This window comes from Azoarcus sp. DD4, assembly GCF_006496635.1.
Classification (GTDB): Bacteria; Pseudomonadota; Gammaproteobacteria; order Burkholderiales; family Rhodocyclaceae; genus Azoarcus.
The window spans coordinates 1,617,274-1,642,492 of the sequence record NZ_CP022958.1; the positions used below are offsets into that span (position 1 = coordinate 1,617,274).

Genomic DNA, 25,219 nt, shown 5'->3' on the forward strand with positions numbered 1-25,219 from the left:
GGCGCTTCAGTGCGGAGAGCGGTCGGCCACGTGCCGCTCGCCCGACAGGATCTGCTCCCACAGCGCGGTGCGCCGGCCCACGTCTTCCACCGGCTGCAGCCAGATGATGCGGTCGGCTGCGGCAGGAGCGCCGGTGCTGTCGGTGGTGTTGGCGAGGCCCTGACGGTCGACTAGCGCCTTGCTCGCGGCGCGGTCCAGCATGTGGTCTATCCAGGCTTCGGCCAGGGCGCGGTTGCGCGCGCCGCGGGTGATGGACCAGCAGTCCAGCCAGGCGAACACGCCTTCGCGCGGCAGCACGTAACCGATGTTGATGCCGGCCTTGCGCAGCTGCTGTACCTGCTGGGTGCCGTAGTTGGCGAACATCACGGCGATGCGCTGGCTGCGGAACAGTTCCACCGACTCCTCCGGCAGGCTGTAGAAGGTAAGCACATTGCGGCGCAGGGCGATCAGCTTGTCGATGGCGTCGCGCATCTGCGCTTCCGGGATGCGGAAGGGCGATTCCAGTCCCAGCGCCTGTGCGGCCAGCGAGAAGTTGTGGCTGCTGCCGTTGAAAGCGAGGATCTGGCCGCGATAGCCGGGGTCCCACAGCACCGCGATGGAGTCCGGCGGCGTGGCGAAGCGCTGGCGGTCGTAGATCAGCCCCATCGTCGAGTAGGTATAGGGAATCGCGTAGGCCTTGCCGTCGCGTACCAGGCCGGAAATGGCCGCGAGGTCGCGGAAACGCGGCAATTGCCGGCCGGTGTTGGGGATGCGCTGCTGATCGACCGGCACGCTGATGCCGGTGTCGATGTAGCGCTGCAGCTCGGCGGTATTCACCGCGAACACATCGAAATCGCGGCCCTGGCCGACGGCCAGCTTTTCCCACATGACGTCGTCCGAACCGATGAAGGTGATTTCGACCTTCACCCGGTGGCGCGCTTCGAAGGCCTGCACGATGTCCGGGTCGGCATAGCCCGGCCAGGCGAGCACGCGCAGCAGCTCGGCCGCGACGACCGGCGCCTGGCCCAGCGCGAGCACGAGCACGCAGCCGAGGTGCAGGGCAGCGAGCCGGAGTGAGCGGGGAGCGGGCTTGCGCATGGTTTCCATGCTTGGCGTAGTGTTTTCGTATTGGATAGCAAATTCAACGAGGAACCAAGTCCTGGCGCGGGAATTTGTCACGCTCGCCACGCCGCGCCCGCCGGCCCGGGCCGGGCGGTTGCGGCGGCCGGCGATATTGCGCGCGGGGCCGCGGAAAACCCTCGAAGAGCTACCCATTTTGTAGTAGGTTGCCGGCAGGAGGCGGCGCACTGGCGCCGGCGGGGTTCGACGCAACAGCAATGAACAAGAACATAGGTCGGTTCGAAATCAGGGGGGAGCTGGGTCGCGGCGCGCAAAGCGTCGTCTATCGGGCTTTCGATCCGCAGCTGGAGCGCGAGGTCGCGGTCAAGACGCTGCATTTTTCCGAGCACAAACCGGGGCAGAACGAGGTGTTGCTGGCCGAGGCGCGCATCGTCAGTCCGCTGCGTCATGCCGGCATCGTGCCCATCTTCGAGGCCGGCGAGGCCGACGGCGACGTCTACCTGGTGTTCGAGTACGTGCGCGGGGAGAGCCTGGCGGCCTGCATGCGGCGCGAAGGCGCGCTGCAGCCGGTGCGCGCGGCCGAGATCATGGTGCAGATCCTGGCGGCGGTGGGCCAGGCCCACGCCGAGGGCATCATCCACCGCGACCTCAAGCCGAGCAACGTGCTGCTGGACGAGGGCGGCGCGGTCCGGGTGATGGACTTCGGCATCGCCTGCCGCATGGCGGGCAATGCCGGCCAGGGTGATTTCTCCGGCACGCCGGCCTACATGGCGCCCGAGTACATCGCCAGCCGCGCGGTGAGCGAACGCATCGACGTGTTCGCCGCCGGCGTCATCTTCATCGAACTGCTGACCGGGCGGCGGCTCTTCGCCGGCGACAACATCGACATGGTGATGCAGCGCATCGTCAGCCAGCCGGTGGTGCTGCCCGACGATATTCCGCTCGACGAGCGGGTGGCCGGCATCGCGCTGCGCGCGGTGGCGCGCGATCCGGCCGAGCGCTTCGAGAGTGCCGCCGCGTTCCGGCAGGCGCTGGCTGCCTGGCTGGAGCCGGAGGACGAGGCGCAGTCGGCCGAGGCGCGCCAGAGCACGGTGGACTTCCTGCTGCGGCGCATGCGCCACAAGAGCGACTTTCCCGCGCTGTCGGAGTCGGTGAGCGCGATCAACCGCATCGCATCGAGCGAATCCGAGAGCGTCTCCAAGCTGTCGGTGTCCATCCTGCGCGACTTCTCGCTCACCAACAAGATCCTGCGCCTGGTCAATTCGGTGGCCTACCGCCAGGCCGGCGGCGGCAGCATCAGCACGGTGTCGCGCGCGGTGATCGTGCTCGGCTTCGATACCGTGCGCAACATCGCCATCACCGTGCTGCTGTTCGAGCATCTGCAGAACAAGAGCAATGCCGGCCAGCTCAAGGAAGAGTTCCTGCGCGCCAACCTGGCCGGCATCCTGGCCAAGGACATCTCCGCCAAGGCGCGTACCCGCGACCTGGAGCAGGCCTTCATCTGCTCGGTTTTCCACAGCCTCGGGCGCCTGCTCAGCCAGTTCTATTTTCCGGAAGAGAGCGAGGAGATCCGCCGCGTGATGGTGCAGAAGTCCTGTACCGAAGAAGTGGCGGCGCTGCGCGTGCTGGGCATCAGCTTCGAGGACCTGGGCATAGGCATCGCGCGCAGCTGGGGTTTTCCGACGCTCATCGTCGAATCCATGCACAAGCTGGCGGCCGGCAAGGTGCGCAAGCCGGCCACGCAGGAAGACCGTCTGCGGGTAGTGTCGGCGCTGTCGAACGAGATCTCTTCGGCCATCGCGACGCTGACGCCGGAGCAGCGCAAGAAGGAGATGCAGCGCATCGCCGCCCGCTTCGCCGACGCCCAGCCGCTGGACGCGGCCGAGCTGAAGGAGGCGATAGACCACGCCATCGAGGAAGTCACCGAGTTCGCCCGCATCATCCGCATCAACCTCGGCCAGACCCATTTCGGCCAGCAGCTGCGCAAATACGCATCGGGCACGAGCGCTGCGGACGAAGAGGGCGGCGAGGGCAGCATGGGCGGTGCGGTGCTGGAGCAGAACCGTTCGCCGGCGCTCGATACCGGCAACTTCGGCGAAGAGGGCCGCAAGGCCGCCGATGCCCAGGCGGTGCTCACCGCCGGCATCCAGGACATCAGCAATACGCTGGTCGAGGACTTCAAGCTCAACGACATCCTGCGCATCATCCTCGAGACCATGTACCGGGCGATGGGCTTTCGCCGGGTGCTGCTGTGCATCCGCGATGCCCGCAGCAACACCATGCAGGGCCGTTTCGGCTTCGGCCCAGATGTGACCGAACTGGCCAAGCAGTTCCGCTTCACCCTCAACTTCACGCCCGACATCTTCCATGCCGCAACCTCCAAGGGCGTGGACATCCTGATCAGCGACGTGGACGACGCCAAGATTGCCGAACGCATCCCCGCCTGGTATCGCCAGTCCGTCAGCGCCAAGACTTTCGTGCTGTTCCCGCTGACGATCAAGAACGCGCCGGTGGCGCTGATCTACGCCGAGAAGGAGCACGCCGGCGAGATCGAGATCACCGAGAAGGAACTCTCGCTGCTGCGCACCTTGCGCAACCAGGCGGTGCTGGCGATCAAGCAGTCGAGCTAGGGCAGCCGTGGGTCGCAGCGGGTGCAGGCCGGTTCAGGCAGCTGGCATAATCCTCGGGCCAGCCGGCCGGCCCGGCCCATTGCCCCGGATTCCCCATGCACCCTTCCGCCATCCGCTACACCCTCGACCCTGCCACCGCGCGCGCCGCCTACGAGCTGTCGGCAGCGAGCCTGAATCGCCGTGTCGGCCAGGGGCCGGCGGCCGGGGGCCGGCACTTGCTCGGCTGGATCGTCGTCGGCGCGGTGCTCGGCATACTGTTCGGCGCCGAGGCCATCGGCGACCGCGGCACCCTGGCCGGGCTGATCGTGCTGCTGGTCCTGGCCGGCCTGCTGTCCGCCAGCGCCGCGCGGCGCCGGCTGTTCGGCTACCTCGGCAGGAGCTATGCGGAGGCGAGCGGCGAGATCAGCCTGCGCCTGACCGAGCGCGGCATCGAGGACGTATCGGGGCTGGGCGTCTCCTTGTTGCCGTGGTCGCGGGTGGCCGAGGTCTCGGAGCAGCCCGGCTGGATCGCCATCGTGCTCGGGCCGGTACCGCAGGTGCTGGCGGTGGCCGACAGCGCCTTCGCCGACGGTACGCAGCGGGCGCAATGGCTGGCCGCCCTGCGTGCCGGCATGGCCGGTGCTGCCGTGTCGGAGCCCGCCGGCGACGAGGCCCCGCTTTCCGGGCCGGCAGACGAGGTGGCGGCGACGGCGGCCGGTGCGCCCCCGTCCGCGGCCGGGGAGCTAGCACCGGAGCCGCGGCGCGGCAGCTTCGTCGACGACCTGCACCAACTCGGCCGCATCCTGCTGCTGCGTCCGCCGCTGGCTGGCAGTCTGGTGGCCGATGCCGCCAGCCTGGTGCTCGCGGTACTGGTCTTCGCCGTGCTGACGCTGGTGCTGCAGATAGTGGCGGAGGGCTATCCCGGCGAACTGGTGTGGTACGAGGCGACGGAGCTGCTGTCGCCCTTTGCCGGTGCGGCGCTCGTGGCCTCGCTGGCGCTGCTTGCGGCACGGCGCCGGGTTGCCGCCGGGCGCCTGCTGATTGCCTTCACCCTGCTGCTGTTGCCGCTGCCGCTGACCGCCCTGTGGACTGAGCTGCCGGTGGGCAAGCTGATCGCCGCGCGCGGTCTGGCGCCCGAGGGCGCCCTGCTGGCCACCTTGTGGGCCCTGTACTACCTGCCCCAACTGTGGCTGCTGCTCGCCGGCGCTGTGCTGGTGTGGCGGCTGGTAGATGGCAGCCGCGGCCTGCGTGCGCTGGCGGCCGGTGTCGCGACGCTGGCCATGGCAGGGAACCTGTGGCTGCATCTCGAACCGCCCGAGCTCTGGTACGTGGCGCCGGCGGAAGGGGCGGGCAAGCCGCGGCTGCGCATCGACGAAAGCGTGCTCTACGGCCAGCCGCGCGTACTGGAGCGCCAGCTTGCCGGCCTGCTGCCCGGCCGCGCGGGCGTGCCGGAAATCTACTTTCTCGGGGTGGGCGGCGACGGCGGGCAGGACGTCTTCCTGCGCGAGGTCCGCGCCGTGGAGCAGCTCTTTGTCCAACGTTTCGGCACCGCCGGCCATTCGGCGGTGCTGGTGAACAACCCCGCCACGGTGCAGGATCTGCCGGTGGCCAACCGCGAATCCCTGGCCGTCGCGCTGCGCGAGATCGGTGCCCGCATGAACGGCGAGGAGGATCTGCTGTTCCTGTTCCTGACCTCGCACGGTTCGCCCAACCACCGCTTTTCCTTGTCCTTCTGGCCCTTCCAGTTCGAGGACATCACACCCGGGATGCTGCGCCGCGCGCTCGACGACGCCGGCATTCCGCGCCGGGTAGTGGTGATCTCGGCCTGCTATTCCGGCGGCTTCATTCCGGCGCTGGAGGACGAGCACACGCTGGTGATCACTGCCGCCGCGGCCGACCGCAATTCCTTCGGTTGCGCGGACCACAATGAATTCACCGACTTCGGCCGCGCCTATTTCCACGAAGCGCTGCGCGAGACGCGTTCCTTCACCGAAGCCTTCGAGATCGCCAGCACGCGCATCGCCAGCCGCGAGCAGGCCGAGGGCCTGCTCGCCTCGCTGCCGCAGATGCGCGGTGGCGCCGCACTCGCGCCGATGCTGCTGCAGTTCGCGAGGGAACCGCTACCGGCGCCGGCCCACCTGCAGAAGGTCGGCGCTGCCTTGCCCTAGCCGGGAGTGCGGCGGGGCCGCCGCCGCTATTCGCCCTGCGCCGGGTAGACGTTATGCTCGGTGGCAGCACCTTGCCGCGGAGGGTTTTCCCGCCGCGGCATTTCGCCAACGAATCTGCCCAGGATGTTCCATGGATCTGTCCCACCTCCAGCCCGCCGCCGTCTGGCGCCATTTCGCCACGCTGTGCCGCATTCCCCGCATGTCCGCGCACGAGCAGGCGCTGCGCGACGAGATCGCTGCCTGGGCGCGGCAGCGCGGGCTGGGCGTGGCGATGGATGCCACCGGCAACCTCGTCCTGTCCAAGCCGGCCACGCCGGGCTACGAGGACAGCCCGGGCGTGGTGCTGCAGGGCCATCTCGACATGGTCTGCCAGAAGAACGCGGCAAGCAGGCACGACTTCCTGCACGATCCGATCCGCGCCGAGCTGCGCGACGGCTGGCTGGTGGCCGACGACACCACGCTGGGGGCGGACAACGGCATCGGCGTGGCCTTGGCGCTGGCGGCGCTGGAGGCGGACGACATCGCCCATCCGGCGCTGGAAGTGCTGCTGACGGTGGACGAGGAAGCCGGCATGACCGGCGCGCGCGGCGCGCAGGCCGAGGCTTTGCGTGGCCGGCGGCTGATCAACATCGATACCGAGGACTGGGGCGAGTTCTATCTCGGCTGCGCCGGGGGCGCCGACGTGGTGGTGGACGCGCCGCTGGAGTCGGTGCCGGCGCCAGCCGGGCAGCAGGCGCTGCGCCTGTTGGTCGATGGCCTCAAGGGCGGCCATTCCGGCGTCGACATCCATCTGCAGCGCGGCAATGCGATCAAGCTGCTGGTGCGTGCGCTGCAGGGCCTGGCCGGCGCAGGACTGCCGTTCGCCCTGGCCGGCATCGACGGCGGCACCGCGCGCAATGCCCTGCCGCGCGAGGCCTGCGCGCTGATCCTGGTGGCGGACGGCAAGGCGCAGGCGCTGCAGCAGGCGCTGGCGCGCATCGCCGCCGACATTGCCGACGAACTGGCGGGTGTCGACGACGGCTTCCGTTTGCGCGCCGAGCCGGACGCCGCCCAGCCGGCACGCGTGCTGAGCGATGCGGCCGCCCGCCGCGCGCTGGCGGCGCTGCACGCGGCGCCCCACGGCGTGCGCCGCATGAGCACGCGGGTGGCGGGCGTGGTCGAAACCTCCAACAACCTCGGCGTGCTGAAGCTGGATGCGGATCGTCTGCAGGCGACGCTGATGGTGCGCTCGCTGCTGGATGCGGGCACGCGCGTACTGGCGGACGAGATCGTCGGCCTCTTCGGCCTTGCCGGCATGGCGGCGACGGTGAGCGAGCCTTACCCCGGCTGGGCGCCGAATCCGGATTCCGGCCTGCTTGCTTTGTTCCAGCAGGTCTACCGGCGCGAGTTCGGCGGCGAAGCGGCGGTGAAGGTGATCCACGCCGGGCTGGAATGCGGCATCTTCACCGCCACCTGGCCGGACATGGACATGATTTCCTTCGGCCCGACCATACGCGGCGCGCATGCGCCGGGCGAGCGGGTGGAGGTGGCGAGCGTGGAGCGCGCCTGGCGCCTGCTGGTGGCGGTGCTGGCGGCGATGCCGTCGCGCGAGGTGCCCTCAGCCTAGCCGGGGCCGGTTCGGCAGTTCGTCGACGTCGGCCTCGTGTTCGCCGTCGCCGCGCGGGAAGTGGCGTTCGAGTTCGGTGCCGACGGCGTCGATCGCGCGCGCCAGGCCATCCTCGTAGTGGCCGGCGCGAAAGGCCGCGCTCATGTCGCCGAGCAGCGCCGCCCAGTCCCCGGGCGGGACGTGGCGCGCCAGCCCGCGGTCGGCGACGATCTCGATATCGTGCTCGGCCAGCTGCAGATAGATCAGCACGCCGTTGTTGAACTCGGTGTCCCACACCCGCAGCTTGCCGAACTGGGCGAGCGCGCGTTCGCGCACGATGACCGCCATCGGCAGCCGCCGGCGCAGCCCGCGCCAGAGATAGCTCAGCGGCAGGCTGGCTTCGACGTAGAGGCAGATCTCGCCACGGTGGCGGCGTTCGCTGTCGGCGATGCGCGCTTCGAGGCGGTGCAGCGCCGGCCCGCCGAGCGCGCGGTGGGCGTCACCGGCGTCGAGCCAGAGGTGTCGGAGCAGGGTGAAGAGGGCGTTCATGCGGGGTTTCCGACTGCCAGTCCGTGTGTGTGCATGGGCGGCCTCACCATCTGCCGGAGGCGCCACCGCCGCCGAAGCTGCCGCCGCCGCCCGAACTGAAGCCGCCTCCGCCGCCGCCGCGTCCGCCGCCCCAGATGATGGGACCGCCCAGGCCACCGCCGCCGCGACCACCCCGGCCGCCGCCGCCCGAGCCCATGGTCAGCACGAAGAGCAGCGCCAGCACGCCGCCGACGATGGCGAGCAGGAGGCTGCCGGTAAGGATCTGCACCAGCACGCCGGTGGCGCCGGCGGTGGCCAGGGTGCCGAGCTTGCGGCCCAGCATCGCGGTGAGCACGCCGCCCACCACCGGCACTCCGACGAAAAGGAAGACGGCGAGGTCGGCCAGCGACAGGGTGTCCTTCCGTCCGGTATCGCCGGCGGCCGGCAGCGGCAGCGCTTCGCCGCGCACCAGTGCCATCAGCGCATCGACCCCGGCATCGATGCCGCCGGCGAAGTCGCCGCGGCGGAAGGCGGGCACGATGATGCGGTCGATGATGCGGAAGGCGGCGAGGTCCGGCACCGCGCCTTCGAGTGCGCGTGCCACCTCGATGCGCATCGTGCGGTCGTCCCTGGCGACGATCAGCAGCAGGCCGTCGCCGACCTCGCGCCGGCCTATCTTCCAGCTGTCGGCCACGCGGAAGGCATAGGCCGCGATGTCCTCGGGCGCGGTGGTCGCGACCACCAGCACCACGATCTGGGTGCCGCGTTCGGCTTCGAAGCGGGCGAGCTTGTCTTCCAGCGCCTGGCGCTGGCCGGCGTCCAGCGTGGCGGTCTGGTCGATGACGCGCGCGTTCAGCGGCGGTACCGGCTGCAGCGCCTGCGCCGCCGCCGGCAGCGCTGCGGCAAGCAGCAGGCACAGCGCCATGCGCAACAGCGCAGCGAGCCAGGCCGGCGGCGCAGGGGGCAAGGGCAGGTGGGCGGGGCGCTTCATGCGGGCGGCGCGGCGTTCAGCGCGCCGGCTGCTTGTCGAAGTCCACCGTGGGCGGGCGCGAGATCTCGGCTTCGTTGGCCACGGTGAAGCCGGCCTTGGGCGCGTAGGAGAAGATCATCGCGGTCAGGTTGGTGGGGAAACTGCGCGCCAGCACGTTGTAGTCCTGCACGCTCTGGATGTACTTGTTGCGCGCGACGGTGATGCGGTTCTCGGTGCCTTCGAGCTGCACCCGCAGATCCTGGAAGCCTTGGTTGGCCTTGAGGCTGGGGTAGTTCTCGGACACCGCGAGCAGGCGCGACAGCGCGCTGCCGAGCTGGCCCTGGGCCTGCTGGAAGCGCTCCATCGCCTGCGGGTCGTTGAGCATTTCGGGGGTGACCTGGATGGCGGTCGCGCGCGAGCGCGCCTCGATCACGCGGGTGAGGGTTTCCTGCTCGAAACTGGCTTCGCCCTTGACCGTGCTGACCAGGTTGGGGATGAGGTCGGCACGGCGCTGGTACTGGTTGAGCACCTCGGCCCAGGCGGACTTGCTCTGTTCGTCGAGACGCTGGAAGTCGTTGTAGCCGCAGCCGCCGAGCAGGCCGGCGAGGCCGACGACGGCGGAGAGCGCAAGCAGGCGGGCGGTGCGGAGCAGGAGGGAGGCGGGCATGGTCGTCCTTCGCGTGGTTGGGTGGGGGCGCCGCCGCACGGCGCGATGCGGGGTGGCCACGGGTGTCCGGGACCGCGTTACTTTACCAGCGTCATGCGCTGGCTGCGCGCAGGCCGATGGATGCGGCAGGCGCGGCGAGCGCTTCCTATACTGAATTCACGCTCAGGAGGAGGACGCTGCCATGTCGGACCATGTCTACAAGCTCGTCGAACTCGTCGGCTCATCCAAGACCGGCACCGACGATGCCATCCGCAACGCCATCGAGACCGCCGGGCAGACGATCCGGCACATCGACTGGTTCGAGGTCAGCGAAACGCGCGGCCATGTGGTCGACGGCAAGGTCGCCCACTTCCAGGTCACGCTGAAGGTGGGCTTCCGCATCGAGAACGGCTGACGCGGGGCAGGGCGCCAGGCGCGCCCGGGGAGGCGTCGTGGCAGGCAGCGGCTGGAAGGCCTTCATCAGCCATGCGTCCGAGGACGCGCGGATTGCCGATGGGCTGTGTGCCTTCCTCGAACGCGCCGGCATCGACTGCTGGATTGCGCCGCGCGACGTGACGCCGGGGCGGGAGTATGCCGCCGAGATCCTCGACGGTATCGAATCCTCGGCGGTGTTCGTGCTGCTGCTGTCGGCCCAGGCCAATCGTTCGCCCTTCGTGCGGCGCGAGCTGGAGCGGGCGGCGAGCAAGGACAAGCCGGTATTCCTGGTGCGTATCGAGGATGTCGCCCCGGACCGCTCGCTGGAGCTGTTCGTGTCGTCCGAGCACTGGATCGATGCCTGGCAGGAGCCGGTCGAGGCGCACTGGGTACGTCTGGCCGATGCGATCCAGGGGCGGCGCGCGGCAGCCAGCGGGTCGGCAACGGCGCCGCGGCGGCGAGTGCCGGTGATGGCGCTCGTGGTTGGCGCGGGTGCAGGCGTCGTGACCGCGGTGGCGCTGTTGGCCGGCTGGCAGTTGCTGGGCGAGGGCGGGCAGGAGGCTGTCAGGCCGCAGCCGCTTGTGCAGGAAGCAGCGACGACCGGCTCGGCTCCGCCTGCCGTGTCAGCGCCGCCGGCACCGGGACCGCTTGCTGCGAGCACCGGGGATGATGCGCCCGGGCCGTGTCCGCAGTACTTTGCGATCAATCCCGACCTGCCTACGCCCTTCACCTGTGTCTGCGGCGCGGCGGGAACTTATACGCACAATGCGGTGTGGGGAACGGACGTCTACACCGCCGATTCCGGCCTGTGCCAGGCGGCGCTGCATGCGGGGGCGATCCCGCGTGCGGGCGGCAAGGTGGTGGTGGAGCGAATGCCCGGGCGCGATCTGTACGCGGGCACCGAGCGCAATGGCGTGACCAGCAGCGACTACGGGCGCTATCACCCGGCGATCCACTTCGCCGGCACCGCGCTGCCCGCCGCCGTGGAGCCCTGCCCGGCGCATCTGTCGCTGAATCCGGATCTGGTCACGCCGTTTTCCTGCGTGTGCTCCGGCGATGCGATCCACAACGGCGCGGTGTGGGGGAGCGACATCTATACCGCGGATTCCGGGCTGTGCCGGGCTGCGTTGCACGCCGGCAAGGTGACGCGCGCGGGCGGCACCATCAGCGTGGTGTTCGCCGAAGGCCGGTCGCTCTATGTGGGCAGCAGCCGCAACGGCGTGGGCAGCGCCGACTACGGCGCGTATCCGCTCAGCATTCGCTTCCCCTAGCCGGGAGGCGGCTCACTTGGCCTTGCCGTACTTCTTGAATACCGCCTTGGCGTCCTGTTCGGCGCGCTCCTGGGTGCAGATCGAAGGGTCGTCGTCGTGGCCGCTGAAGAAATCATCGGCCTGGGCGCGCATCACCAGGGCGATCGCCGCCTTCTCGCTCAGGCCGTAGTGTTCGTAGATCAGCGTGGTGACTTCGTCGAGGTGCGCTTCGTAGCTCATGGGCGGTGTGTCCTGCGGATGTTGGCGATGGCTGGGCGGATTGTCCCATGCCGCGCCTGCGATGTCCGCGGGCTGCCGCTCAGGACATGCCGTGGCGCCGCATCCAGTCCTTGAATTCGTCGCGCCCGCCGGCGCCGCGCAGGCGGCCGAGGTGCAGGATCATGTTCTCGGTCATGGTGTGCGCCGCGATCGCTGCCATGATCTCCAGCCGGGCCTCGGCATCGAGTCCGTGTTCGGACAGGCGTTCGTCGATCTCGCAGAAATGGCTGGCCATCAGCCTGCGCGCTTCGGTCTCGTCGATGGCGAGATCGCCGAGATCGAGCGGATCTTCTTCCTCGATGTCGGCCATCAGGGATTCGATGGATTGCAGGTTCATGGCGGGGTCTCCGGCGGGGGAATGCGGATTGGACCGCGTCGGCGCCTATCGAGTGCCGCTGCGGCCGTTTCAGTCCTCGGGCAGCCAGTTGGCCTCCCACTCGGCGAGTGCCGGCAGGTGCGCGTCGAGCGTGAGGCGCAGGGCGTCGTCGAGACGGCCAAGCCGGGTGCGCAGGCCGGCATCGACGGTGTCGGGCAGTACCGCGTCGAGCTCGACCACCAGCGCACCGGCCGGACGTCCGCCGCGGCCGGGCAGGCCGGCGCCATCCACCCGCAGCTGGCGGATGCGGAGGTCGCCGGGCAGTGCGATGCGGCGCACGCCGCCGGGCACCGGTACCACCAGCTCGCCGCCGGCGAGCAGACGGAACAGGCTGACCGGTCGCGTCACCAGCAGGTCGCGGCCGTCGCGGCGGAACAGCGGGTGCGGTGCGAGCTCGACGACGAGGCGCAGGTCGCCGGGGCGGCCGTCGGCGCCGTCGTGCGCTTCGCCTTCGCCTTCGAGGCGCAGTTCGTCGCCGGGCAGCATGCCGGGCGGCACGCGCACCGCCAGCCGGCGTTCGCTGCGCTGCCGGCCGCTGCCGGCGCAGTCGGGGCAGGCGTCCTTGTTGACATAGCCGCGGCCGTTGCAGACCGCGCAGCTCACCAGCCCGTGCGCACCGCGCAGCCGGCCCGAGCCGTGGCAGGTGGCGCACAGCCGGCTGTGGCTCAGCGCGGTTTCGCCGCTACCGTGGCAGTGGGCGCACACGGTTTCGTCGGCGATCACCACGATCTTTTCCGCGCCGAGACAGGCCTCCTCGATGCTCAGTACCAGCGTCTGGCGGCGGTCGGCGCCGCGCGGGCCGGCCGGGGCCGCCGCGTCGGCTGCGGCTTCCTCGCCGGGGTCGATGTCCTCGTCGTCCCCGGATGGCTCGGCGCCGCCGTCGGTGAGGTCGGCGAGCAGGGTTTCGTAGGCGGCGCGCAAGGCCTTGAAATGCTCGAGCGCGTCCGGCGCCGGATTGCGGTCCGGATGCCAGCGCATCGCCAGCCGGCGGAAGGCGCGCTTGAGTTCGCCTTCTTCGGCGCCGGGGGTGATGCCGAGCAGGGAGTACGGGTCCATGGGGCGGCCTGGGGGTGCGCGTGCTGGTGTAGGGGGCGAAGCCGTGGCGGCGATTATCGCGCGGGCGTGGCGCGTCGGCCATCGGCGTTTGTACCTTGGCCGGGGTAAATCGCCGGCGCCGGCGGTTCAGGCTTGGCGGCGCGCGGGCTGCTGGCTTAACCTGTGAGCGCCCGCATCTTCATGCCTGCACGCGGGTGGCCGTTTGCGGCGCAGGTTATCGGAGTTTTCATGCAGCTGCCCAATCACCAACTCACCATGACGGTGCTGATGACCCCGGACATGGCAAATTTTTCCGGCAAGGTCCATGGCGGCACCATCCTCAAGCTGCTCGACCAGGTGGCCTATGCCTGTGCCAGCCGCTACGCCGGCGAATACGTCGTCACCCTGTCGGTGGACCAGGTGATGTTCCGCGAGCCGATCAACGTCGGCGAACTGGTGACCTTCCTCGCCTCGGTGAACTACACCGGCAAGACGTCGATGGAGATCGGCATCAAGGTGGTGGCCGAGAACATCCGCGGCAAGCGCATGCGCCATGCCAACAGCTGCTTCTTCACCATGGTGGCGGTGGACGAGAACGGCCGCGCCACCCACGTGCCGCAACTGGTGCCGGGCACGCCGGACGAAGAGCGGCGCTACCAGGCCGCGAAACTGCGCCGCGAGCTGCGCCAGGAGTTCGAGGCCCGCCAGCAAGCCTTGAAGCCGGCCAGCGCATGAACGACGCGGCCAGCCGCGATCCGTTGCACGGCGTCACCCTGGAGCGCCTGCTCAACGAGCTGGTGGCGCACTACGGCTGGGACGAACTGGGCCGGCGCATCGATATCCGCTGCTTCAACGTCGACCCCAGCATCGCTTCCAGCCTCAAATTCCTGCGCCGCACGCCGTGGGCGCGGGCGCAGGTGGAAGCACTCTACGTGGAACTGGTCAGGCGGGGCTGAACCGCAGCCGCTTCAGAGTTCGACCTTGACCGCGCTCGCGGCGCGCAAGGCCTTGGCGCGCGCGGCCTCGATCGATTCGTCGCGCGCCAGCGCCACGCCCATGCGGCGCTGACCCTTCACCTCCGGCTTGCCGAACAGGCGCAGCGCGGTGTCGGGTTCGGCCAGCGCCGCGCCGAGATTGGCAAACGCCGTCCGGGTCGATTCGCCCTCGACCAGGATCACCGCCGAGGCGGACGGTCCGAACTGGCGGATCGCCGGGATGGGCAGGCCGAGGATGGCGCGCGCATGCAGCGCGAATTCGGAAAGATCCTGCGAAATCAGCGTCACCAGCCCGGTGTCGTGCGGGCGCGGCGAGACCTCGCTGAACCACACCATGTCACCCTTGATGAAAAGCTCCACGCCGAACAGCCCGCGGCCGCCGAGCGCGCCGGTGACGACGAGCGCGATGCGTTCGGATTCGGCGATGGCCTTGTCGCTCATCGGCTGCGGCTGCCAGGATTCCTGGTAGTCGCCCTTTTCCTGGCGGTGGCCGACCGGCGCGCAGAAGGTGGTGCCGCCGGCGTGGCGCACGGTGAGCAGGGTGATCTCGTAGTCGAAGTCGATGAAACCCTCGACGATCACCCGGCCCTTGCCGGCACGGCCGCCTTCCTGGGCGTAGTCCCAGGCCTTCTTCACGTCGTCGGGTCCGCGCAGCAGGCTCTGGCCCTTGCCTGAGGAACTCATGATGGGTTTGACCACGCAGGGGAAGCCGAGCGCGGTGACGGCGGCAGCGTAGTCCTCGTAATTGTCGGCGAAGCGGTAGGGCGAGGTCGGCAGGCCGAGTTCCTCGGCCGCCAGGCGGCGGATGCCCTCGCGGTTCATGGTGAGCTGGGCGGCGCGCGCGGTCGGGATCACCGTGTAGCCTTCCGCTTCCAACTCGACCAGGGTGGCGGTGGCGATGGCCTCGATCTCGGGCACGATGTAGTGCGGCTTTTCCTGCTCGATCACCGCGCGCAGGGCGGCGCCGTCCAGCATGCTGATGACGTGGCTGCGGTGCGCCACCTGCATCGCCGGGGCGTTGGCGTAGCGGTCGACCGCGATCACTTCGCAGCCGAGGCGCTGCAGCTCGATGACGACTTCCTTGCCCAGTTCGCCGGAGCCGCACAGCAGCACACGGGTGGCGGTGGGAGAGAGCGGGGTTCCGATACGGGGCATGGGGGCGGTCCTGGAGGAAGTGCGGGGAAGCGATTGTGGCAATGCCGGCGTGCATGGGCAAGCGCAGCGCCCGGCGGTGCCGCCGCCCGTCGCGTGGTGTGCACCTGTCGGCGTGCCGGAAGCCATGTTCTGCATTCCTTGCGGGCACTATGCGCCTATTACAAAAGTACAAGCGTAGCCACTCGCCCCGGGGGTCGGGACGGGAAGCCAAGGAGACGACATGAACGAGCCCGATACCAGGGGTGCCGGCCTCAGCCTGCGCCTGGACGACGGCGGCAAGGTCCTGCTCGCGGCCGTTGCGCCGGTGCCGGATGCCGTACCCATAGACGAGGCCTGGCTGCAGCAGCGGATCGCCGACGCCGGCTTTGCCGAACTGCGCGTGCAGCCCGCCGCGTTCAAGCTCTTGCTGCTGCAGTACAACGCGGGCAAGCCGGTGGCGGCGCTGCCGGTCGCCGAATGCGTCGATGCTGGCCTGGCGGTGCGGATTTCCGCCGACGGCCTGTCGGCCACGCTCAGCATCGTGCCGGCGCAGGGAGGCAAGCCCATCGCCAAGGAAGACGTGCTTGCCGAGCTGGCGGCTAAGGGCATCACCGAGGGGATCGCGCTCGATGCGATCAATGCCGCCATCGCCGCGGGCGCCGCGTTGGAGGTGGGGATTGCGAATGGCCGTCCTCCGGTGGCCGGCGACGACGGCTGGCTGGAAAGCCTGCTGCCGGAAGTGCGCGACCGCCGTCCGCAGCTCGATGCGAGCGGCCATATCGATTACCGCGACCTGGGCGAGATCCAGGTGGTGCGGCCGGGTGACGCGCTGATGCGCCGCCATCCGGCGACCGCAGGGGTGGCCGGCGTCAGCGTGTGCGGGGTCGCGCTGCCGGCACGGCCGGGCAAGGAGGTGGCGTTTGCGCCCACGCTGGCGGGCGCGGGGCCGGCCAGCGGCGATCCCGATCTGCTGGTGGCGACGGTGGCGGGGCAGCCGGTGCAGGTGCGCGGCGGGATGATGGTGGAGCAGGTGTTCAGCGTGGACACCGTGAGCATGGCCAGCGGCAACATCCGTTTCGATGGCAGCGTGAAGATACGGGGCGACGTCGCCGCCGGCATGGTGGTGAGCGCGACCGGCGACATCGAGGTCGGCGGCGTGGTGGAATCGGCCACGCTGGAGGCTGGCGGCAGCATCGTCATCAAGGGCGGCGCGATCGGCAAGCTCGGCCGCAAGGACGGCGGCGAACATCACCTCCGTTGCGCCGCCTCGTTCTCGGCGGCCTACGCGCAGCAGGTCAGGGTGGAGGCGGGCGACAGCATCTTCATCGACGACATCGCGATGCAGTGCGAACTGGCCGCTGGCAACCACATCCGCATCGGCCAGCGTCGCCGCGGCTATGTGATCGGTGGACGGCTGCAGGCCACGCTGTCGATTCGCGCCAAGGTGCTTGGTTCGCCCAACCGCATCGAGACCCGCTGCGAGGTCGGTACGCCACCGGAGCTGCACCGCCGGCAGCTCGAACTGGCCAAACAGCGCGACGGCAAGGAGAGCCAGCTGCTCGACATCAGCAAGCTGCTCGCCTTCGCCGATCAGCATCCGGGCCGGTTGCCGGCCGAAACGGTGGGCAAGGCGCGTCAGACCGCGGCGGTGCTGTCGGCCGACATAGCCGAGCTGCGTGCCGGGGAAGAAGCGCTGGCGCAGAAGGTGGAGCTGGCGCACATGGCGCGGGTGATCGCCGAGCAGGCGATGTACGAAGGGGTGGTGGTGACGCTGGGCAACCAGCGCTACCGCGTGGCGGGGGAACACGGCGCCGCCACCATCGGCATTGGCGCCCACGGACTGGAACTGCTGGCGCCGGACGCGGCCTGAAGGGCGCGCAAGACGCCCGTCCGGTTTCAGCGCCCGCGCTGGGCGGTTGCCTGTTCGATGGTCCAGCTCACCAGTTGGGCGGCGAGCGCGTCGCCGGCGGTGCCGAAGGCGCGCACCACTTCATCCACCTGCGTGCCCGATGCCGGCTGGCGCACCTCGAAGCGGCGGCTGGCGATGATGCGCTGCGAAGCCGGCTGCACCAGCCGTGCTTCCAGCCGGATTACCGCCTCCGGCACGCCCTGGCGGTATTCGCTCTGGAAAGCGCGCAGGTCGCTGTCGAGTTCGAGGTCGGCGTACAGCGCCTTGTCGTCGCTGCTGAGTGCGGAGATGCGGCCGTCGGCGCGGAAGGCGTCGAATACGCGGTTGCGCACCAGCACCGGTGCCGGATCGCTCCAGCTCGCCCCCTTGTAGATGCTAACGCGGTTGCCCTCGGGCAGCACCACGATGCGTTGGCCGGCCAGGTGCAGGCTGCTTTCCGGGCGTGCGACCCGCAGCGAGATGTCGAGCTTCGGCGCTTCGGCGGCGGGTGCGGCAGTGGCCGGCAGCAGGTAAAGCTCGACCGGTTCGGCCCTGGGCAGGATGGAGCAGGCCGACAGCACGCCGGCGGCAAGGATGGCGATGGCGGCCGGTCGGCGCAGGACGGCGGACGTGAGGCTCATGGCTGGAATTCCTTGGTCGGTTCGAGGCCGAGCAGGTAGTCGGCCGGCCTGTCTTCCAGTTGACGGGTGATGGTGCGCAGCGAGGCGAGGGTGCGGCGCAGTTCGGTGAGCGCCGGGCCGATGTCGGCAATGCCGCGCATGCCGCTGTCGAGCTGGCCGCGGTTGTCGGCCACCAGCTTGTCCACCGTCTGCATGGCCTGCTCGAAGGCGGCCATGGAGCGCTGGGCGCTCTCCAGCGTCTGCTTGCCCTGGGTGTCGATCAGGTGGTTGGTGGCGCTCATCATTTTCGTCGCCTCGGCCAGCGCGGCATTGGCCTGCTCGCTGGCGAGCGCCAGCTGACGCAGCGCGCGGCCCATGTCCTCGCGCTGGGCGGCGAGCGCGCCGGTCGTCTGCTCCAGGTGCTGCAGCGTGCGGCCGACGCTGGCGGCGTTGTCGCTGGAGAAAAGTGCGCGTGCCTGGATCAGCAGTTCGTTCACGTTGAAGATCACGTCCTCGCCGTCGGCCAGCAGTTTGGCGAGCGGCGAGGGCTGGGCGACGATCACAGGCACTTCGCCGTTGGCCGGGCGCAGCTCGGTGCTGTTGGGGTCGTCGCCGCTGGAAAGCCGTATCGTCGAGATGCCGGTGATGCCGGCCGGCGCCAGGCGCGCGCGGGTGTCGCTGCGGATCGGCGCCTCGCTGTCGACGCGGATGCGGGCCAGCACCCGGCGCGGGTCCTTAGGGTCCAGCCGCAGGCTGCTCACCTCGCCGATCTTGATGCCGTTGAATTCCACCGTGCTGCCCTTGGACAGCCCGGCGACCGCCTCCTGGAAGACGACGTCGTACATGTCGAACTGCTTGTCGCTGTCGACCTTGCCCAGCCACAGCGCAAACACGAGTGCCGCGCCGACGACGAGCAGGGTGAAAAGGCCGATCAGCACGTGATGGGCACGGGTTTCCATGTCAGCGATTCTCCGGTTCGGGGTGGCCGGCGGCGGCCACCTGGGCGGCGCGGCCGCGCGGGCCGTGGAAGTATTCGTGGATCCAGGTGTCGTCGGTGGCGGCGACCGCATCCAGGCTGTCGTTCACCAGCACGCGCTTTTGCGCCAGCACCGCGACGCGGTCGGTGATGGTGTAGATGGTGTCGAGGTCGTGGGTGACGATGAAGACGGTGAGTCCGAGCGCGTCGCGCAGGGTGAGGATGAGCTGGTCGAAGGCGGCTGCGCCTATCGGGTCCAGCCCGGCGGTGGGTTCGTCGAGGAAGAGGATGTCCGGGTCCAGCGCCAGCGCGCGGGCGAGCGCGGCACGCTTGATCATGCCGCCGGAGAGGTCGGACGGGTACTTGTCGCCGGCCAGTGCCGGCAGGCCGGCGAGCGCGATCTTGAGCGCGGCCAGCCGGGCCGCCTCGGTGGCCGGCAAGCCGGCGTGCTCGATCAGCGGGAGCGCGACGTTCTCGGCCACGGTGAGCGAGGAGAACAGCGCGCCTTTCTGGAACAGTACGCCGAAGCGCCGCTCCAGCCGCGAACGCTCGGCCGGCGGCAGCGTCAGAAGGTCTGCGCCGAACACCCGTACGCTGCCGGTGGCCGGCCGGTTGAGGCCGACGATGGTGCGCAGCAGAACCGATTTTCCGGTGCCGGAACCGCCGACGATGCTGAGGATTTCGCCGCGGCGCACGTCGAGATCGAGCTGGTCGTGCACCACCTGGGGGCCGAACTGGTTGCGCAGGCCGCGCACCTCGATGATGTTGTCGGCGGTGCTCACCAGCCCATCTCCATGCAGAACAGCGCGGCGACGGCGTCGACCACGATGACGACGAAGATGGACTGCACCACCGCCGAGGTGGTGTGCTCGCCCACCGACTGCGCGCTGCCGCTGACCTTGAAGCCTTCGAGGCAGCCGATCACAGCGATCAGGAAGGCGAAGATCGGCGCCTTGGCGAGGCCGATCAGGAAGTGGCGCAGGCTGACGTCGTTCTCGAAGATGGAGAGGAACATCGTCGGCGAGATGTCGAGGGTGAGCGCGCACACCAGCATGCCGCCGACGATGCCCGAAATCATCGCCACGAAGGTGAGCATGGGCAGCGCGATCAGCAAGGCGGACACGCGCGGCAGCACCAGCAGTTCCATCGGGTCCAGGCCGAGCACCCGGATCGCGTCGACCTCCTCGTTGGCCTTCATCGAGCCGATCTGCGCGGTGAAGGCGCTGGCGGTGCGGCCGGCGACCAGGATGGCGGTGAGCAGCACGCCGAATTCGCGCAGGAAGGAGAAGGCCACCAGATCGACGGTGAAGATGCTGGCGCCGAAGTCGGCCAGCACGGTGGCGCCGAGGAAGGCGACCACCGCGCCGACCAGGAAAGTGAGCAGTGCGACGATGGGCACCGCGTCCAGCGCGGTTTTTTCCAGGTTGGCGACCAGCGAGGTGAGGCGCCAGCGCGGCGGCATGACCATGACGCGCAGGGCCGATTCCAGCGTCAGGCCGATGAAGCCGAGCAGGCTGGTGAGGTGGCGCCAGAACACGCCCGTCGAAATGCCGATGTGTTCGAGTACGTCGCCGACTGCCGAGCCGCGGCGGCGTGGCGCTTCGCTGCCGGTGGGAGCGAGGGCGCCGGCGACGGCCTGCAGCAGGGCGCGGCGCTCCGGCGGCAGGGCGGCTGCCAGCGCCTGCACGCGTTCCGGGCCGAGCAGGTCGACCAGCAGGCTGGCGCCGGCGGTGTCGAGCGCACCGAGGGTGTCGATGTCGATGCGGGTGTCGGCCTGCAGTCGGGCGCGCAATGCGTCCAGGCCGGCAGCGAGCGTGCGGTAGTGGGCGAGCGTCCAGTCGCCGCTGATGCGCAGCAATGGCTGGCCCGCCGACGCGGATAGCTCCGCCCGGCCGATCGATGACGTTTCACTCATGGAGTGGAACTTTAGCCAAGTTCCGGGAAATGCGCAGCGCGTCCTGTCGGATCGCGCTGCGCACTGCAGGTGCCCGCGGGGCGGCGATCAGCGGGTGATCGGCTTGTAGCGGATGCGCTTGGGCTTGGCGCCTTCCTCACCCAGGCGCTTCTTCTTGTCTTCCTCGTATTCCTGGTAGTTGCCGGCGAAGAAGGTCCATTGCGAATCGCCTTCGGCCGCCAGGATGTGGGTGCAGATGCGGTCGAGGAACCAGCGGTCGTGCGAGATCACCAGCGCGCAGCCGGCGAATTCCAGCAGCGCGTCTTCGAGTGCGCGCAGGGTCTCGACGTCGAGGTCGTTGGATGGTTCGTCAAGCAGCAGCACGTTACCGCCGGCGATCAGGGTCTTGGCCAAGTGCAGGCGGCCGCGTTCGCCACCGGACAGGTTGCCGACGATCTTCTGCTGGTCGCCGCCCTTGAAGTTGAAGCGGCCGATGTAGGCCCGGCTGGGCATCTCGAAGCGGCCGACGGTGAGGATGTCAGCACCTTCCGAGATGGCTTCGAACACCGTCTTGTCGTTGGCCAGACCGGCACGCGACTGATCCACCGCGGCGAGCTTGACGGTGGAACCGACCACGACTTCGCCGGAATCCGGCTTGTCGCGCCCTTCGATCATCTTGAACAGCGTCGACTTGCCGGCACCGTTGGGGCCGATCACGCCGACGATGGCACCCGGCGGGATGCTGAAGTTAACGTTGTCCATCAGCAGCTTGTCGCCGAAGGCCTTGCTGACGTTGTGGAACTCGATGACCTTGTCGCCGAGGCGTTCGCCGGGCGGGATGAAGATTTCCTGGGTCTCGTTGCGGCGCTGGTACTCGACGCTCGCCATTTCCTCGTAGCGGGCCAGACGTGCCTTGGACTTGGCCTGGCGTGCCTTGGGGTTGGAGCGCGCCCATTCCAACTCGGTCTTCATCGCCTTCACGTGGGCCGCTTCCTGCTTGGCTTCCTGCGCCAGGCGGTCGCCCTTCTGCTCTAGCCAGGACGAGTAGTTGCCCTTCCAGGGGATGCCGTGGCCGCGGTCGAGTTCGAGAATCCACTCGGCGGCGTTGTCGAGGAAGTAGCGGTCGTGGGTGACGGCCACCACGGTGCCGGGGAAGCGGGTCAGGAACTGCTCCAGCCACTCGACCGATTCGGCGTCGAGGTGGTTGGTGGGTTCGTCGAGCAGCAGCATGTCGGGCCTGGACAGCAGCAGCTTGCACAGCGCGACGCGGCGCTTCTCGCCGCCGGACAGGTTGCCGATCACGGCATCCCACGGCGGCAGGCGCAGCGCGTCGGCGGCGACCTCCATCTGGTTCTCGATGTCGGCGCCGGCGGTGGACAGGATGTTCTCGTAGCGCGCCTGTTCTTCGGCGAGCTTGTCGAAGTCGGCATCGGGTTCGGCGTAGGCGGCGTAGATCTCTTCGAGCTTCTGGCGCGCCTCGAGGATTTCGCCGAGGCCGGATTCGACCTCTTCCTTCACCGTCTTGGCAGCGTCGAGCTCCGGCTCCTGCGGCAGGTAGCCGATGCGCTGACCGGCGAGGTGCTGCACTTCGCCGTCGTACTCCTTGTCCACCCCGGCCATGATGCGCAGCACGGTGGACTTGCCCGAGCCGTTGAGGCCGAGCAGGCCGATCTTGGCGCCGGGGAAGAAGGACAGGGAAATGTCCTTGATGATCTGCCGCTTGGGCGGAACGATCTTGGACACGCGGAGCATCGACATTACGTACTGGGCCATGGGATTCCGTTGTTGAAGAATGGCGTGAAAGCCGGAAGTCTAGCGCAGGCGGCGCGGGGTGCAATCGCTGCGGTGCACGACATGCCGCCCATCGGCCGGTTCGCGGCGATAATCCGGGCTTTCCCGCGTTTTCCGTTGCGCCATGCCGAGTCCCGCCCTGCTGCTCAATCTCTTCCTCGACCTCGTCGCCCGTGGCGAGCAGCCGCGCGTGCCGGAGCCGGCGCTGGTGATGGACGATGCCGGGGCGGCCGAAGCCTTCATGCGGGCCGGGCGCGAGGACGGCATCCTGGCGCACACCTACGTCTATCACGCGATCCAGGCGAGCACCGTGATTCTGCCTGGGGCCACCGTGGTAGACCTTGGCTGCGGGCCGGCCAACCAGCTGGTGCAGGTGGCGCGGCTCAATCCGGACGCGCACTTCATCGGCGTCGATGCCTCGGCCGAAATGCTGACGCTGGCCGCTGACACCCTGGCGCGCTGCGGCGCGGCCAACGTCGAACTGCGCCAGGCGAAGATGGAGTCGCTGGCGGGCATCACCGATGCCGGCGCCGATGCGGTGATTTCCACCATGTCGCTGCACCACCTCGCCGACACCGCGGCGCTGGCGGCGACGCTGGGTGAGGTGAAGCGCATCCTCAAGCCCGGCGGCGGCGTCTATCTGGTCGATTTCGGCCGGCTCAGGCGCGAGGCCGGGCAACGTTTCTTTGCGACCGAGCGGGCGGCGCTCCAGCCCGAACTCTTCACCGCCGATTACTACAATTCGCTGCGGGCCGCCTTCAGCCTGGCGGAACTGCGCGGGGCTGCAGCCGTGCTCGGCGATGCCGTGCAGGTCAAGCGGACCTTTCTCGTGCCTTTCCTGGTGGCGATCCGCAGCCGCCACCACCACGCGCTGCGCGCGGAAGGCCGGGCGGCGGCACGCGCGCTCTACCGGGCATTGTCGTCGCGCCAGCGCTACGACCTGCGCGATCTGGCGCGCTTCTTCGGCCACGGCGGTTTTCCGCTCGCCTACCGGCCGTGGTCGCTGCTCGGCTCAGCGGTATAACGGCATCGCATCCAGCCGGCGTTCGATTTCGTCGGTCAGCCGGCGGTAGGCCGGGCTGTCGATGCCGCCGTAGCGGCGGCGGAATTCGCGTTCGGCGAGAAACTCCGGCAGATCGTCGAGGCGGGGCGCCAGGTCCGCGTCGCCCATCGTGCCGGCGAGCAGGGGCTGGATGCGTTCGGGCGCATTGACCAGCGCTTCGCCGAAGCGGGTGCCGGCGCGGTCGGCGGCGAGATCGGCAAAGGAGAAGCCGCTGCCGCGGCGGGCGTCCTCGAGTTCCTTGTAGAGCCCGATCGCGTCGGCCACCGGTTCGCCCGCCCACGCGGCCAGGGCCGCCGATACGACGAAATGCTGGGCGCTGTCGTGGCGCCCGCGCAGGGTGAGCGCCAGCGGCGGCGGGCGTGGCCAGCGCTTCGCCTCCGGCACCAGCGCTTCCAGACCGCGGCCTGCCATGTAGCTCGCCAGTACCAGCAGGCTGGCGCGCTGCTGCGCGGAGGCATTGTCGGCGTCGAGCGTGAGCAAAGGGGCGAGGACGGCGGTCAGCGGCCGTGTGCTGCCCGGCGCCCAGGGCGCCAGGGTGGCGGCGAGGGCCTGCTGGGCGCGCTCCAGGCGGACCACGTCGGCCGGCGCCAGGGCGATGGCGCGCGCACGATCGAGGATCTCCGGTTGCCACACGTAGTGGACCAACACGACCTGGCCGCCGGGGATGAAGTTCAGCTGGCGGACGGCCTGGCGGGCAAGCTGCCACGCCTCGCCGTAGCCGAGATGGCGGGCCGCCGTGGCGATGGCGTAGTCGAGCACGGCAGGCGGCAGCGGCAGCGCGCCCAGGCGGACGTCCTCGAATTGCGGTTCGCCCGGGCCGGATCTCAGCCTGGCTTTCAGGTTGAGGTAGCGGGCGCCGGCCAGACGGGGCAGGGGCAGTGTGACGCGGATCTCGGCGCCGTCCGCATCGAGGGCGAAGGACGCCCGGCCGTCGTAGCGCAGGCCGGCCAGGTGGTTGAGGCCGTCGTCGATCAGGCCGGCGGGCAGCGCGACCCGCCGCTGCTCGCCGCGGCGCAGGTAGCGCGGATCGTTGCCGGCAAGCAGGCGGCGGGCGTGGGCCACCGAGTCGGGCGATATCGACTGCGCCCTTACCACCAAGGGTGCGCTGTCGATCGCCGCCGCCAGTGCGAGCGCGAGCAGCCCGGGCAGCAGCAGGCTGCCGGCGAGCCAGCCGAGGGCACGCATCATGGCGCGCTCACTGCACTACCCTCTGTCGCTGCACGACGGAGGGTCGGCTTTGCACAGTCGGCCCGTTGCGCAGGCGCGGAGCAGTGCTCCACGAAACCCCTGCCTCACCGTCCCCGCGGGAGGGAGCACCCCCTTCGGGCGGCCGGGCGGGGGCGCTCATGCGCGGGCAAGCTGCGCTTCGATGTCCGTCACCAGCTCCTGCGGCGTGGTCGTGGGGGCGTAGCGCGCAACGATCTCGCCCTTGCGGTCGATCAGGAACTTGGTGAAGTTCCACTTGATGGCTTCGGTGCCGAGCACGCCGGGCGCGGCGTGCTTGAGGTGCACGTAGAGCGGATGGGCCTGGTCGCCATTGACGTCGATCTTGGCGAACAGTGGAAAGCTCAGGCCATAGTTGCGCTGGCAGAAGCCGGCGATTTCTTCGGCGTCGCCCGGCTCCTGGGCACCGAACTGGTTGCAGGGGAAGCCGAGCACCATCAGGCCGCGGTCCTTGTAGTCGCGGTAGAGCTGTTCCAGTCCGGCGTATTGAGGGGTGAAACCGCACTGGCTGGCGGTGTTGACGATGAGCAGCACCTTGCCGGCGTATTCGGCGAGCGTGGTGTCTGCGCCGTCGAGACGCTGGACGGCGATGTCGTAGAGCGGTGAGGTCATGGCGGACTCCATCGGGAAGGGGGCGATGAGTTGGATCGCTGGCGGCCCAATAGTGCCCGAAGGGGGCGGATTGTGCGCGTCG

At 69.5% G+C, this 25,219-nt stretch carries 24 protein-coding genes; 9 read left to right on the forward strand and 15 right to left on the reverse strand.

Translation table 11 applies throughout. From position 1 onward, the window contains the following. Nucleotides 1-6 precede the first annotated feature (6 nt). Nucleotides 7-1,077, reverse strand: a complete 1,071-nt coding sequence (locus CJ010_RS07675) for an extracellular solute-binding protein (protein ID WP_168224917.1) — start codon at nt 1,075-1,077, stop codon at nt 7-9. 239 nt (nt 1,078-1,316) lie between these two features. Between CJ010_RS07675 and CJ010_RS07680 the strand changes: the two genes are divergently transcribed. The 3 genes from CJ010_RS07680 to CJ010_RS07690 all read left to right on the forward strand — a co-directional run bounded on the left by CJ010_RS07680 (nt 1,317) and on the right by CJ010_RS07690 (nt 7,442). After that, on the forward strand, nt 1,317-3,689 hold the full coding sequence (locus CJ010_RS07680; RefSeq protein WP_141017491.1) for a serine/threonine protein kinase: 2,373 nt from the start codon (nt 1,317-1,319) through the stop codon (nt 3,687-3,689). A 95-nt stretch (nt 3,690-3,784) separates the two neighbouring features. Continuing rightward, complete coding sequence (locus CJ010_RS07685; protein ID WP_141017492.1) at nt 3,785-5,836, forward strand: C13 family peptidase; 2,052 nt, start codon at nt 3,785-3,787, stop codon at nt 5,834-5,836. A 130-nt stretch (nt 5,837-5,966) separates the two neighbouring features. After that, nucleotides 5,967-7,442, forward strand: a complete 1,476-nt coding sequence (locus CJ010_RS07690; protein WP_141017493.1) for an aminoacyl-histidine dipeptidase — start codon at nt 5,967-5,969, stop codon at nt 7,440-7,442. Here the strand turns inward: CJ010_RS07690 and CJ010_RS07695 are convergent. From CJ010_RS07695 to CJ010_RS07705, 3 genes are read right to left on the reverse strand one after another with little or no spacing between them, the layout of a single operon-like run. Beyond that, on the reverse strand, nt 7,434-7,970 hold the full coding sequence (locus CJ010_RS07695; RefSeq protein ID WP_141017494.1) for a TPM domain-containing protein: 537 nt from the start codon (nt 7,968-7,970) through the stop codon (nt 7,434-7,436). The two genes, CJ010_RS07690 and CJ010_RS07695, sit on opposite strands and share 9 nt — an antisense overlap. 43 nt (nt 7,971-8,013) lie before the next feature. Further along, nucleotides 8,014-8,940 (reverse strand): YgcG family protein, encoded by a 927-nt coding sequence (locus tag CJ010_RS07700; protein WP_141017495.1) that lies wholly within the window; start codon nt 8,938-8,940, stop codon nt 8,014-8,016. A gap of 16 nt (nt 8,941-8,956) precedes the next feature. Beyond that, nucleotides 8,957-9,586 carry a LemA family protein gene (locus CJ010_RS07705; RefSeq protein ID WP_141017496.1) on the reverse strand — a complete coding sequence of 210 codons (630 nt, stop codon included), beginning with the start codon at nt 9,584-9,586 and terminating at the stop codon, nt 8,957-8,959. Between the two features lie 181 nt (nt 9,587-9,767). On the opposite strand from CJ010_RS07705, the gene CJ010_RS07710 reads away from it, so the two are divergent. Both CJ010_RS07710 and CJ010_RS07715 read left to right on the forward strand, forming a co-directional pair. Continuing rightward, nucleotides 9,768-9,980, forward strand: coding sequence for a dodecin (locus tag CJ010_RS07710; RefSeq protein ID WP_141017497.1), 213 nt, complete (start codon nt 9,768-9,770; stop codon nt 9,978-9,980). A gap of 37 nt (nt 9,981-10,017) precedes the next feature. After that, complete coding sequence (locus CJ010_RS07715) at nt 10,018-11,271, forward strand: LCCL domain-containing protein (protein ID WP_141017498.1); 1,254 nt, start codon at nt 10,018-10,020, stop codon at nt 11,269-11,271. A gap of 12 nt (nt 11,272-11,283) precedes the next feature. Here CJ010_RS07715 and CJ010_RS07720 read toward each other — a convergent pair whose 3' ends face one another. The 3 genes from CJ010_RS07720 to CJ010_RS07730 all read right to left on the reverse strand — a co-directional run bounded on the left by CJ010_RS07720 (nt 11,284) and on the right by CJ010_RS07730 (nt 12,961). Next, the gene (locus CJ010_RS07720; protein ID WP_141017499.1) at nt 11,284-11,490 is read right to left on the reverse strand and encodes a hypothetical protein; all 207 of its coding nucleotides are present in this window, start codon (nt 11,488-11,490) and stop codon (nt 11,284-11,286) included. A 79-nt stretch (nt 11,491-11,569) separates the two neighbouring features. Next, nucleotides 11,570-11,866 carry a hypothetical protein gene (locus CJ010_RS07725; protein ID WP_141017500.1) on the reverse strand — a complete coding sequence of 99 codons (297 nt, stop codon included), beginning with the start codon at nt 11,864-11,866 and terminating at the stop codon, nt 11,570-11,572. A gap of 69 nt (nt 11,867-11,935) precedes the next feature. Beyond that, entirely contained in the window at nt 11,936-12,961 is a 1,026-nt protein-coding gene (locus tag CJ010_RS07730; RefSeq protein WP_141017501.1) for a DnaJ C-terminal domain-containing protein, read from the reverse strand. 228 nt (nt 12,962-13,189) lie between these two features. Between CJ010_RS07730 and CJ010_RS07735 the strand changes: the two genes are divergently transcribed. Both CJ010_RS07735 and CJ010_RS07740 read left to right on the forward strand, forming a co-directional pair. Further along, nucleotides 13,190-13,675, forward strand: a complete 486-nt coding sequence (locus tag CJ010_RS07735) for an acyl-CoA thioesterase (RefSeq protein WP_141017502.1) — start codon at nt 13,190-13,192, stop codon at nt 13,673-13,675. After that, a complete protein-coding gene (locus tag CJ010_RS07740; protein ID WP_141017503.1) occupies nt 13,672-13,896 on the forward strand; it encodes a VF530 family DNA-binding protein in 225 nt (74 codons plus the stop codon). The genes CJ010_RS07735 and CJ010_RS07740 overlap by 4 nt, the downstream gene beginning before the upstream one ends. A 12-nt stretch (nt 13,897-13,908) precedes the next feature. Here CJ010_RS07740 and purT read toward each other — a convergent pair whose 3' ends face one another. Beyond that, nucleotides 13,909-15,090, reverse strand: a complete 1,182-nt coding sequence (gene purT, locus CJ010_RS07745) for a formate-dependent phosphoribosylglycinamide formyltransferase (RefSeq protein WP_141017504.1) — start codon at nt 15,088-15,090, stop codon at nt 13,909-13,911. A 220-nt stretch (nt 15,091-15,310) separates the two neighbouring features. Between purT and CJ010_RS07750 the strand changes: the two genes are divergently transcribed. Next, nucleotides 15,311-16,939, forward strand: coding sequence for a DUF342 domain-containing protein (locus CJ010_RS07750; RefSeq protein ID WP_141017505.1), 1,629 nt, complete (start codon nt 15,311-15,313; stop codon nt 16,937-16,939). Nucleotides 16,940-16,965: 26 nt separating this feature from the next. On the opposite strand, the gene CJ010_RS07755 is transcribed toward CJ010_RS07750, so the two are convergent. From CJ010_RS07755 to ettA, 5 genes are all read right to left on the reverse strand, one after another. Next, nucleotides 16,966-17,598 carry an ABC-type transport auxiliary lipoprotein family protein gene (locus CJ010_RS07755; RefSeq protein WP_141017506.1) on the reverse strand — a complete coding sequence of 211 codons (633 nt, stop codon included), beginning with the start codon at nt 17,596-17,598 and terminating at the stop codon, nt 16,966-16,968. Further along, nucleotides 17,595-18,536, reverse strand: coding sequence for an MlaD family protein (locus CJ010_RS07760; protein WP_141017507.1), 942 nt, complete (start codon nt 18,534-18,536; stop codon nt 17,595-17,597). The genes CJ010_RS07755 and CJ010_RS07760 overlap by 4 nt, the downstream gene beginning before the upstream one ends. A 1-nt stretch (nt 18,537) precedes the next feature. Further along, nucleotides 18,538-19,335: an ABC transporter ATP-binding protein gene (locus tag CJ010_RS07765; RefSeq protein ID WP_240794526.1), complete on the reverse strand. Its 798-nt coding sequence runs from the start codon at nt 19,333-19,335 to the stop codon at nt 18,538-18,540. Beyond that, nucleotides 19,332-20,468 (reverse strand): ABC transporter permease, encoded by a 1,137-nt coding sequence (locus CJ010_RS07770; protein WP_141017508.1) that lies wholly within the window; start codon nt 20,466-20,468, stop codon nt 19,332-19,334. Before CJ010_RS07770 ends, CJ010_RS07765 begins: the two co-directional genes overlap by 4 nt. A gap of 87 nt (nt 20,469-20,555) precedes the next feature. Next, entirely contained in the window at nt 20,556-22,220 is a 1,665-nt protein-coding gene (gene ettA, locus CJ010_RS07775) for an energy-dependent translational throttle protein EttA (protein ID WP_141017509.1), read from the reverse strand. 142 nt (nt 22,221-22,362) lie between these two features. Between ettA and CJ010_RS07780 the strand changes: the two genes are divergently transcribed. After that, nucleotides 22,363-23,262 carry a class I SAM-dependent methyltransferase gene (locus CJ010_RS07780; protein ID WP_141017510.1) on the forward strand — a complete coding sequence of 300 codons (900 nt, stop codon included), beginning with the start codon at nt 22,363-22,365 and terminating at the stop codon, nt 23,260-23,262. Here CJ010_RS07780 and CJ010_RS07785 read toward each other — a convergent pair. Next, nucleotides 23,251-24,489, reverse strand: a complete 1,239-nt coding sequence (locus tag CJ010_RS07785) for a hypothetical protein (protein ID WP_141017511.1) — start codon at nt 24,487-24,489, stop codon at nt 23,251-23,253. The two genes, CJ010_RS07780 and CJ010_RS07785, sit on opposite strands and share 12 nt — an antisense overlap. 156 nt (nt 24,490-24,645) lie before the next feature. Further along, nucleotides 24,646-25,137 (reverse strand): glutathione peroxidase, encoded by a 492-nt coding sequence (locus CJ010_RS07790; RefSeq protein ID WP_141017512.1) that lies wholly within the window; start codon nt 25,135-25,137, stop codon nt 24,646-24,648. Between the last annotated feature and the right edge of the window lie 82 nt (nt 25,138-25,219).

What these genes read in the sequence shown, in the direction of transcription:
- CJ010_RS07755 (WP_141017506.1), bottom strand. Translation starts at nt 17,598, where the DNA reads ATGAGCCTCACGTCCGCCGTCCTGCGCCGACCGGCCGCCATCGCCATC.
- CJ010_RS07780 (WP_141017510.1), top strand. Translation starts at nt 22,363, where the DNA reads ATGCCGAGTCCCGCCCTGCTGCTCAATCTCTTCCTCGACCTCGTCGCC.
- CJ010_RS07785 (WP_141017511.1), bottom strand. Translation starts at nt 24,489, where the DNA reads ATGATGCGTGCCCTCGGCTGGCTCGCCGGCAGCCTGCTGCTGCCCGGG.
- CJ010_RS07770 (WP_141017508.1), bottom strand. Translation starts at nt 20,468, where the DNA reads ATGAGTGAAACGTCATCGATCGGCCGGGCGGAGCTATCCGCGTCGGCG.
- CJ010_RS07695 (WP_141017494.1), bottom strand. Translation starts at nt 7,970, where the DNA reads ATGAACGCCCTCTTCACCCTGCTCCGACACCTCTGGCTCGACGCCGGT.
- CJ010_RS07700 (WP_141017495.1), bottom strand. Translation starts at nt 8,940, where the DNA reads ATGAAGCGCCCCGCCCACCTGCCCTTGCCCCCTGCGCCGCCGGCCTGG.
- CJ010_RS07710 (WP_141017497.1), top strand. Translation starts at nt 9,768, where the DNA reads ATGTCGGACCATGTCTACAAGCTCGTCGAACTCGTCGGCTCATCCAAG.
- CJ010_RS07750 (WP_141017505.1), top strand. Translation starts at nt 15,311, where the DNA reads ATGAACGAGCCCGATACCAGGGGTGCCGGCCTCAGCCTGCGCCTGGAC.
- CJ010_RS07790 (WP_141017512.1), bottom strand. Translation starts at nt 25,137, where the DNA reads ATGACCTCACCGCTCTACGACATCGCCGTCCAGCGTCTCGACGGCGCA.
- CJ010_RS07690 (WP_141017493.1), top strand. Translation starts at nt 5,967, where the DNA reads ATGGATCTGTCCCACCTCCAGCCCGCCGCCGTCTGGCGCCATTTCGCC.
- CJ010_RS07705 (WP_141017496.1), bottom strand. Translation starts at nt 9,586, where the DNA reads ATGCCCGCCTCCCTCCTGCTCCGCACCGCCCGCCTGCTTGCGCTCTCC.
- purT (WP_141017504.1), bottom strand. Translation starts at nt 15,090, where the DNA reads ATGCCCCGTATCGGAACCCCGCTCTCTCCCACCGCCACCCGTGTGCTG.
- CJ010_RS07730 (WP_141017501.1), bottom strand. Translation starts at nt 12,961, where the DNA reads ATGGACCCGTACTCCCTGCTCGGCATCACCCCCGGCGCCGAAGAAGGC.
- CJ010_RS07760 (WP_141017507.1), bottom strand. Translation starts at nt 18,536, where the DNA reads ATGGAAACCCGTGCCCATCACGTGCTGATCGGCCTTTTCACCCTGCTC.
- CJ010_RS07675 (WP_168224917.1), bottom strand. Translation starts at nt 1,077, where the DNA reads ATGCGCAAGCCCGCTCCCCGCTCACTCCGGCTCGCTGCCCTGCACCTC.
- CJ010_RS07725 (WP_141017500.1), bottom strand. Translation starts at nt 11,866, where the DNA reads ATGAACCTGCAATCCATCGAATCCCTGATGGCCGACATCGAGGAAGAA.
- CJ010_RS07720 (WP_141017499.1), bottom strand. Translation starts at nt 11,490, where the DNA reads ATGAGCTACGAAGCGCACCTCGACGAAGTCACCACGCTGATCTACGAA.
- ettA (WP_141017509.1), bottom strand. Translation starts at nt 22,220, where the DNA reads ATGGCCCAGTACGTAATGTCGATGCTCCGCGTGTCCAAGATCGTTCCG.
- CJ010_RS07740 (WP_141017503.1), top strand. Translation starts at nt 13,672, where the DNA reads ATGAACGACGCGGCCAGCCGCGATCCGTTGCACGGCGTCACCCTGGAG.
- CJ010_RS07735 (WP_141017502.1), top strand. Translation starts at nt 13,190, where the DNA reads ATGCAGCTGCCCAATCACCAACTCACCATGACGGTGCTGATGACCCCG.
- CJ010_RS07680 (WP_141017491.1), top strand. Translation starts at nt 1,317, where the DNA reads ATGAACAAGAACATAGGTCGGTTCGAAATCAGGGGGGAGCTGGGTCGC.
- CJ010_RS07685 (WP_141017492.1), top strand. Translation starts at nt 3,785, where the DNA reads ATGCACCCTTCCGCCATCCGCTACACCCTCGACCCTGCCACCGCGCGC.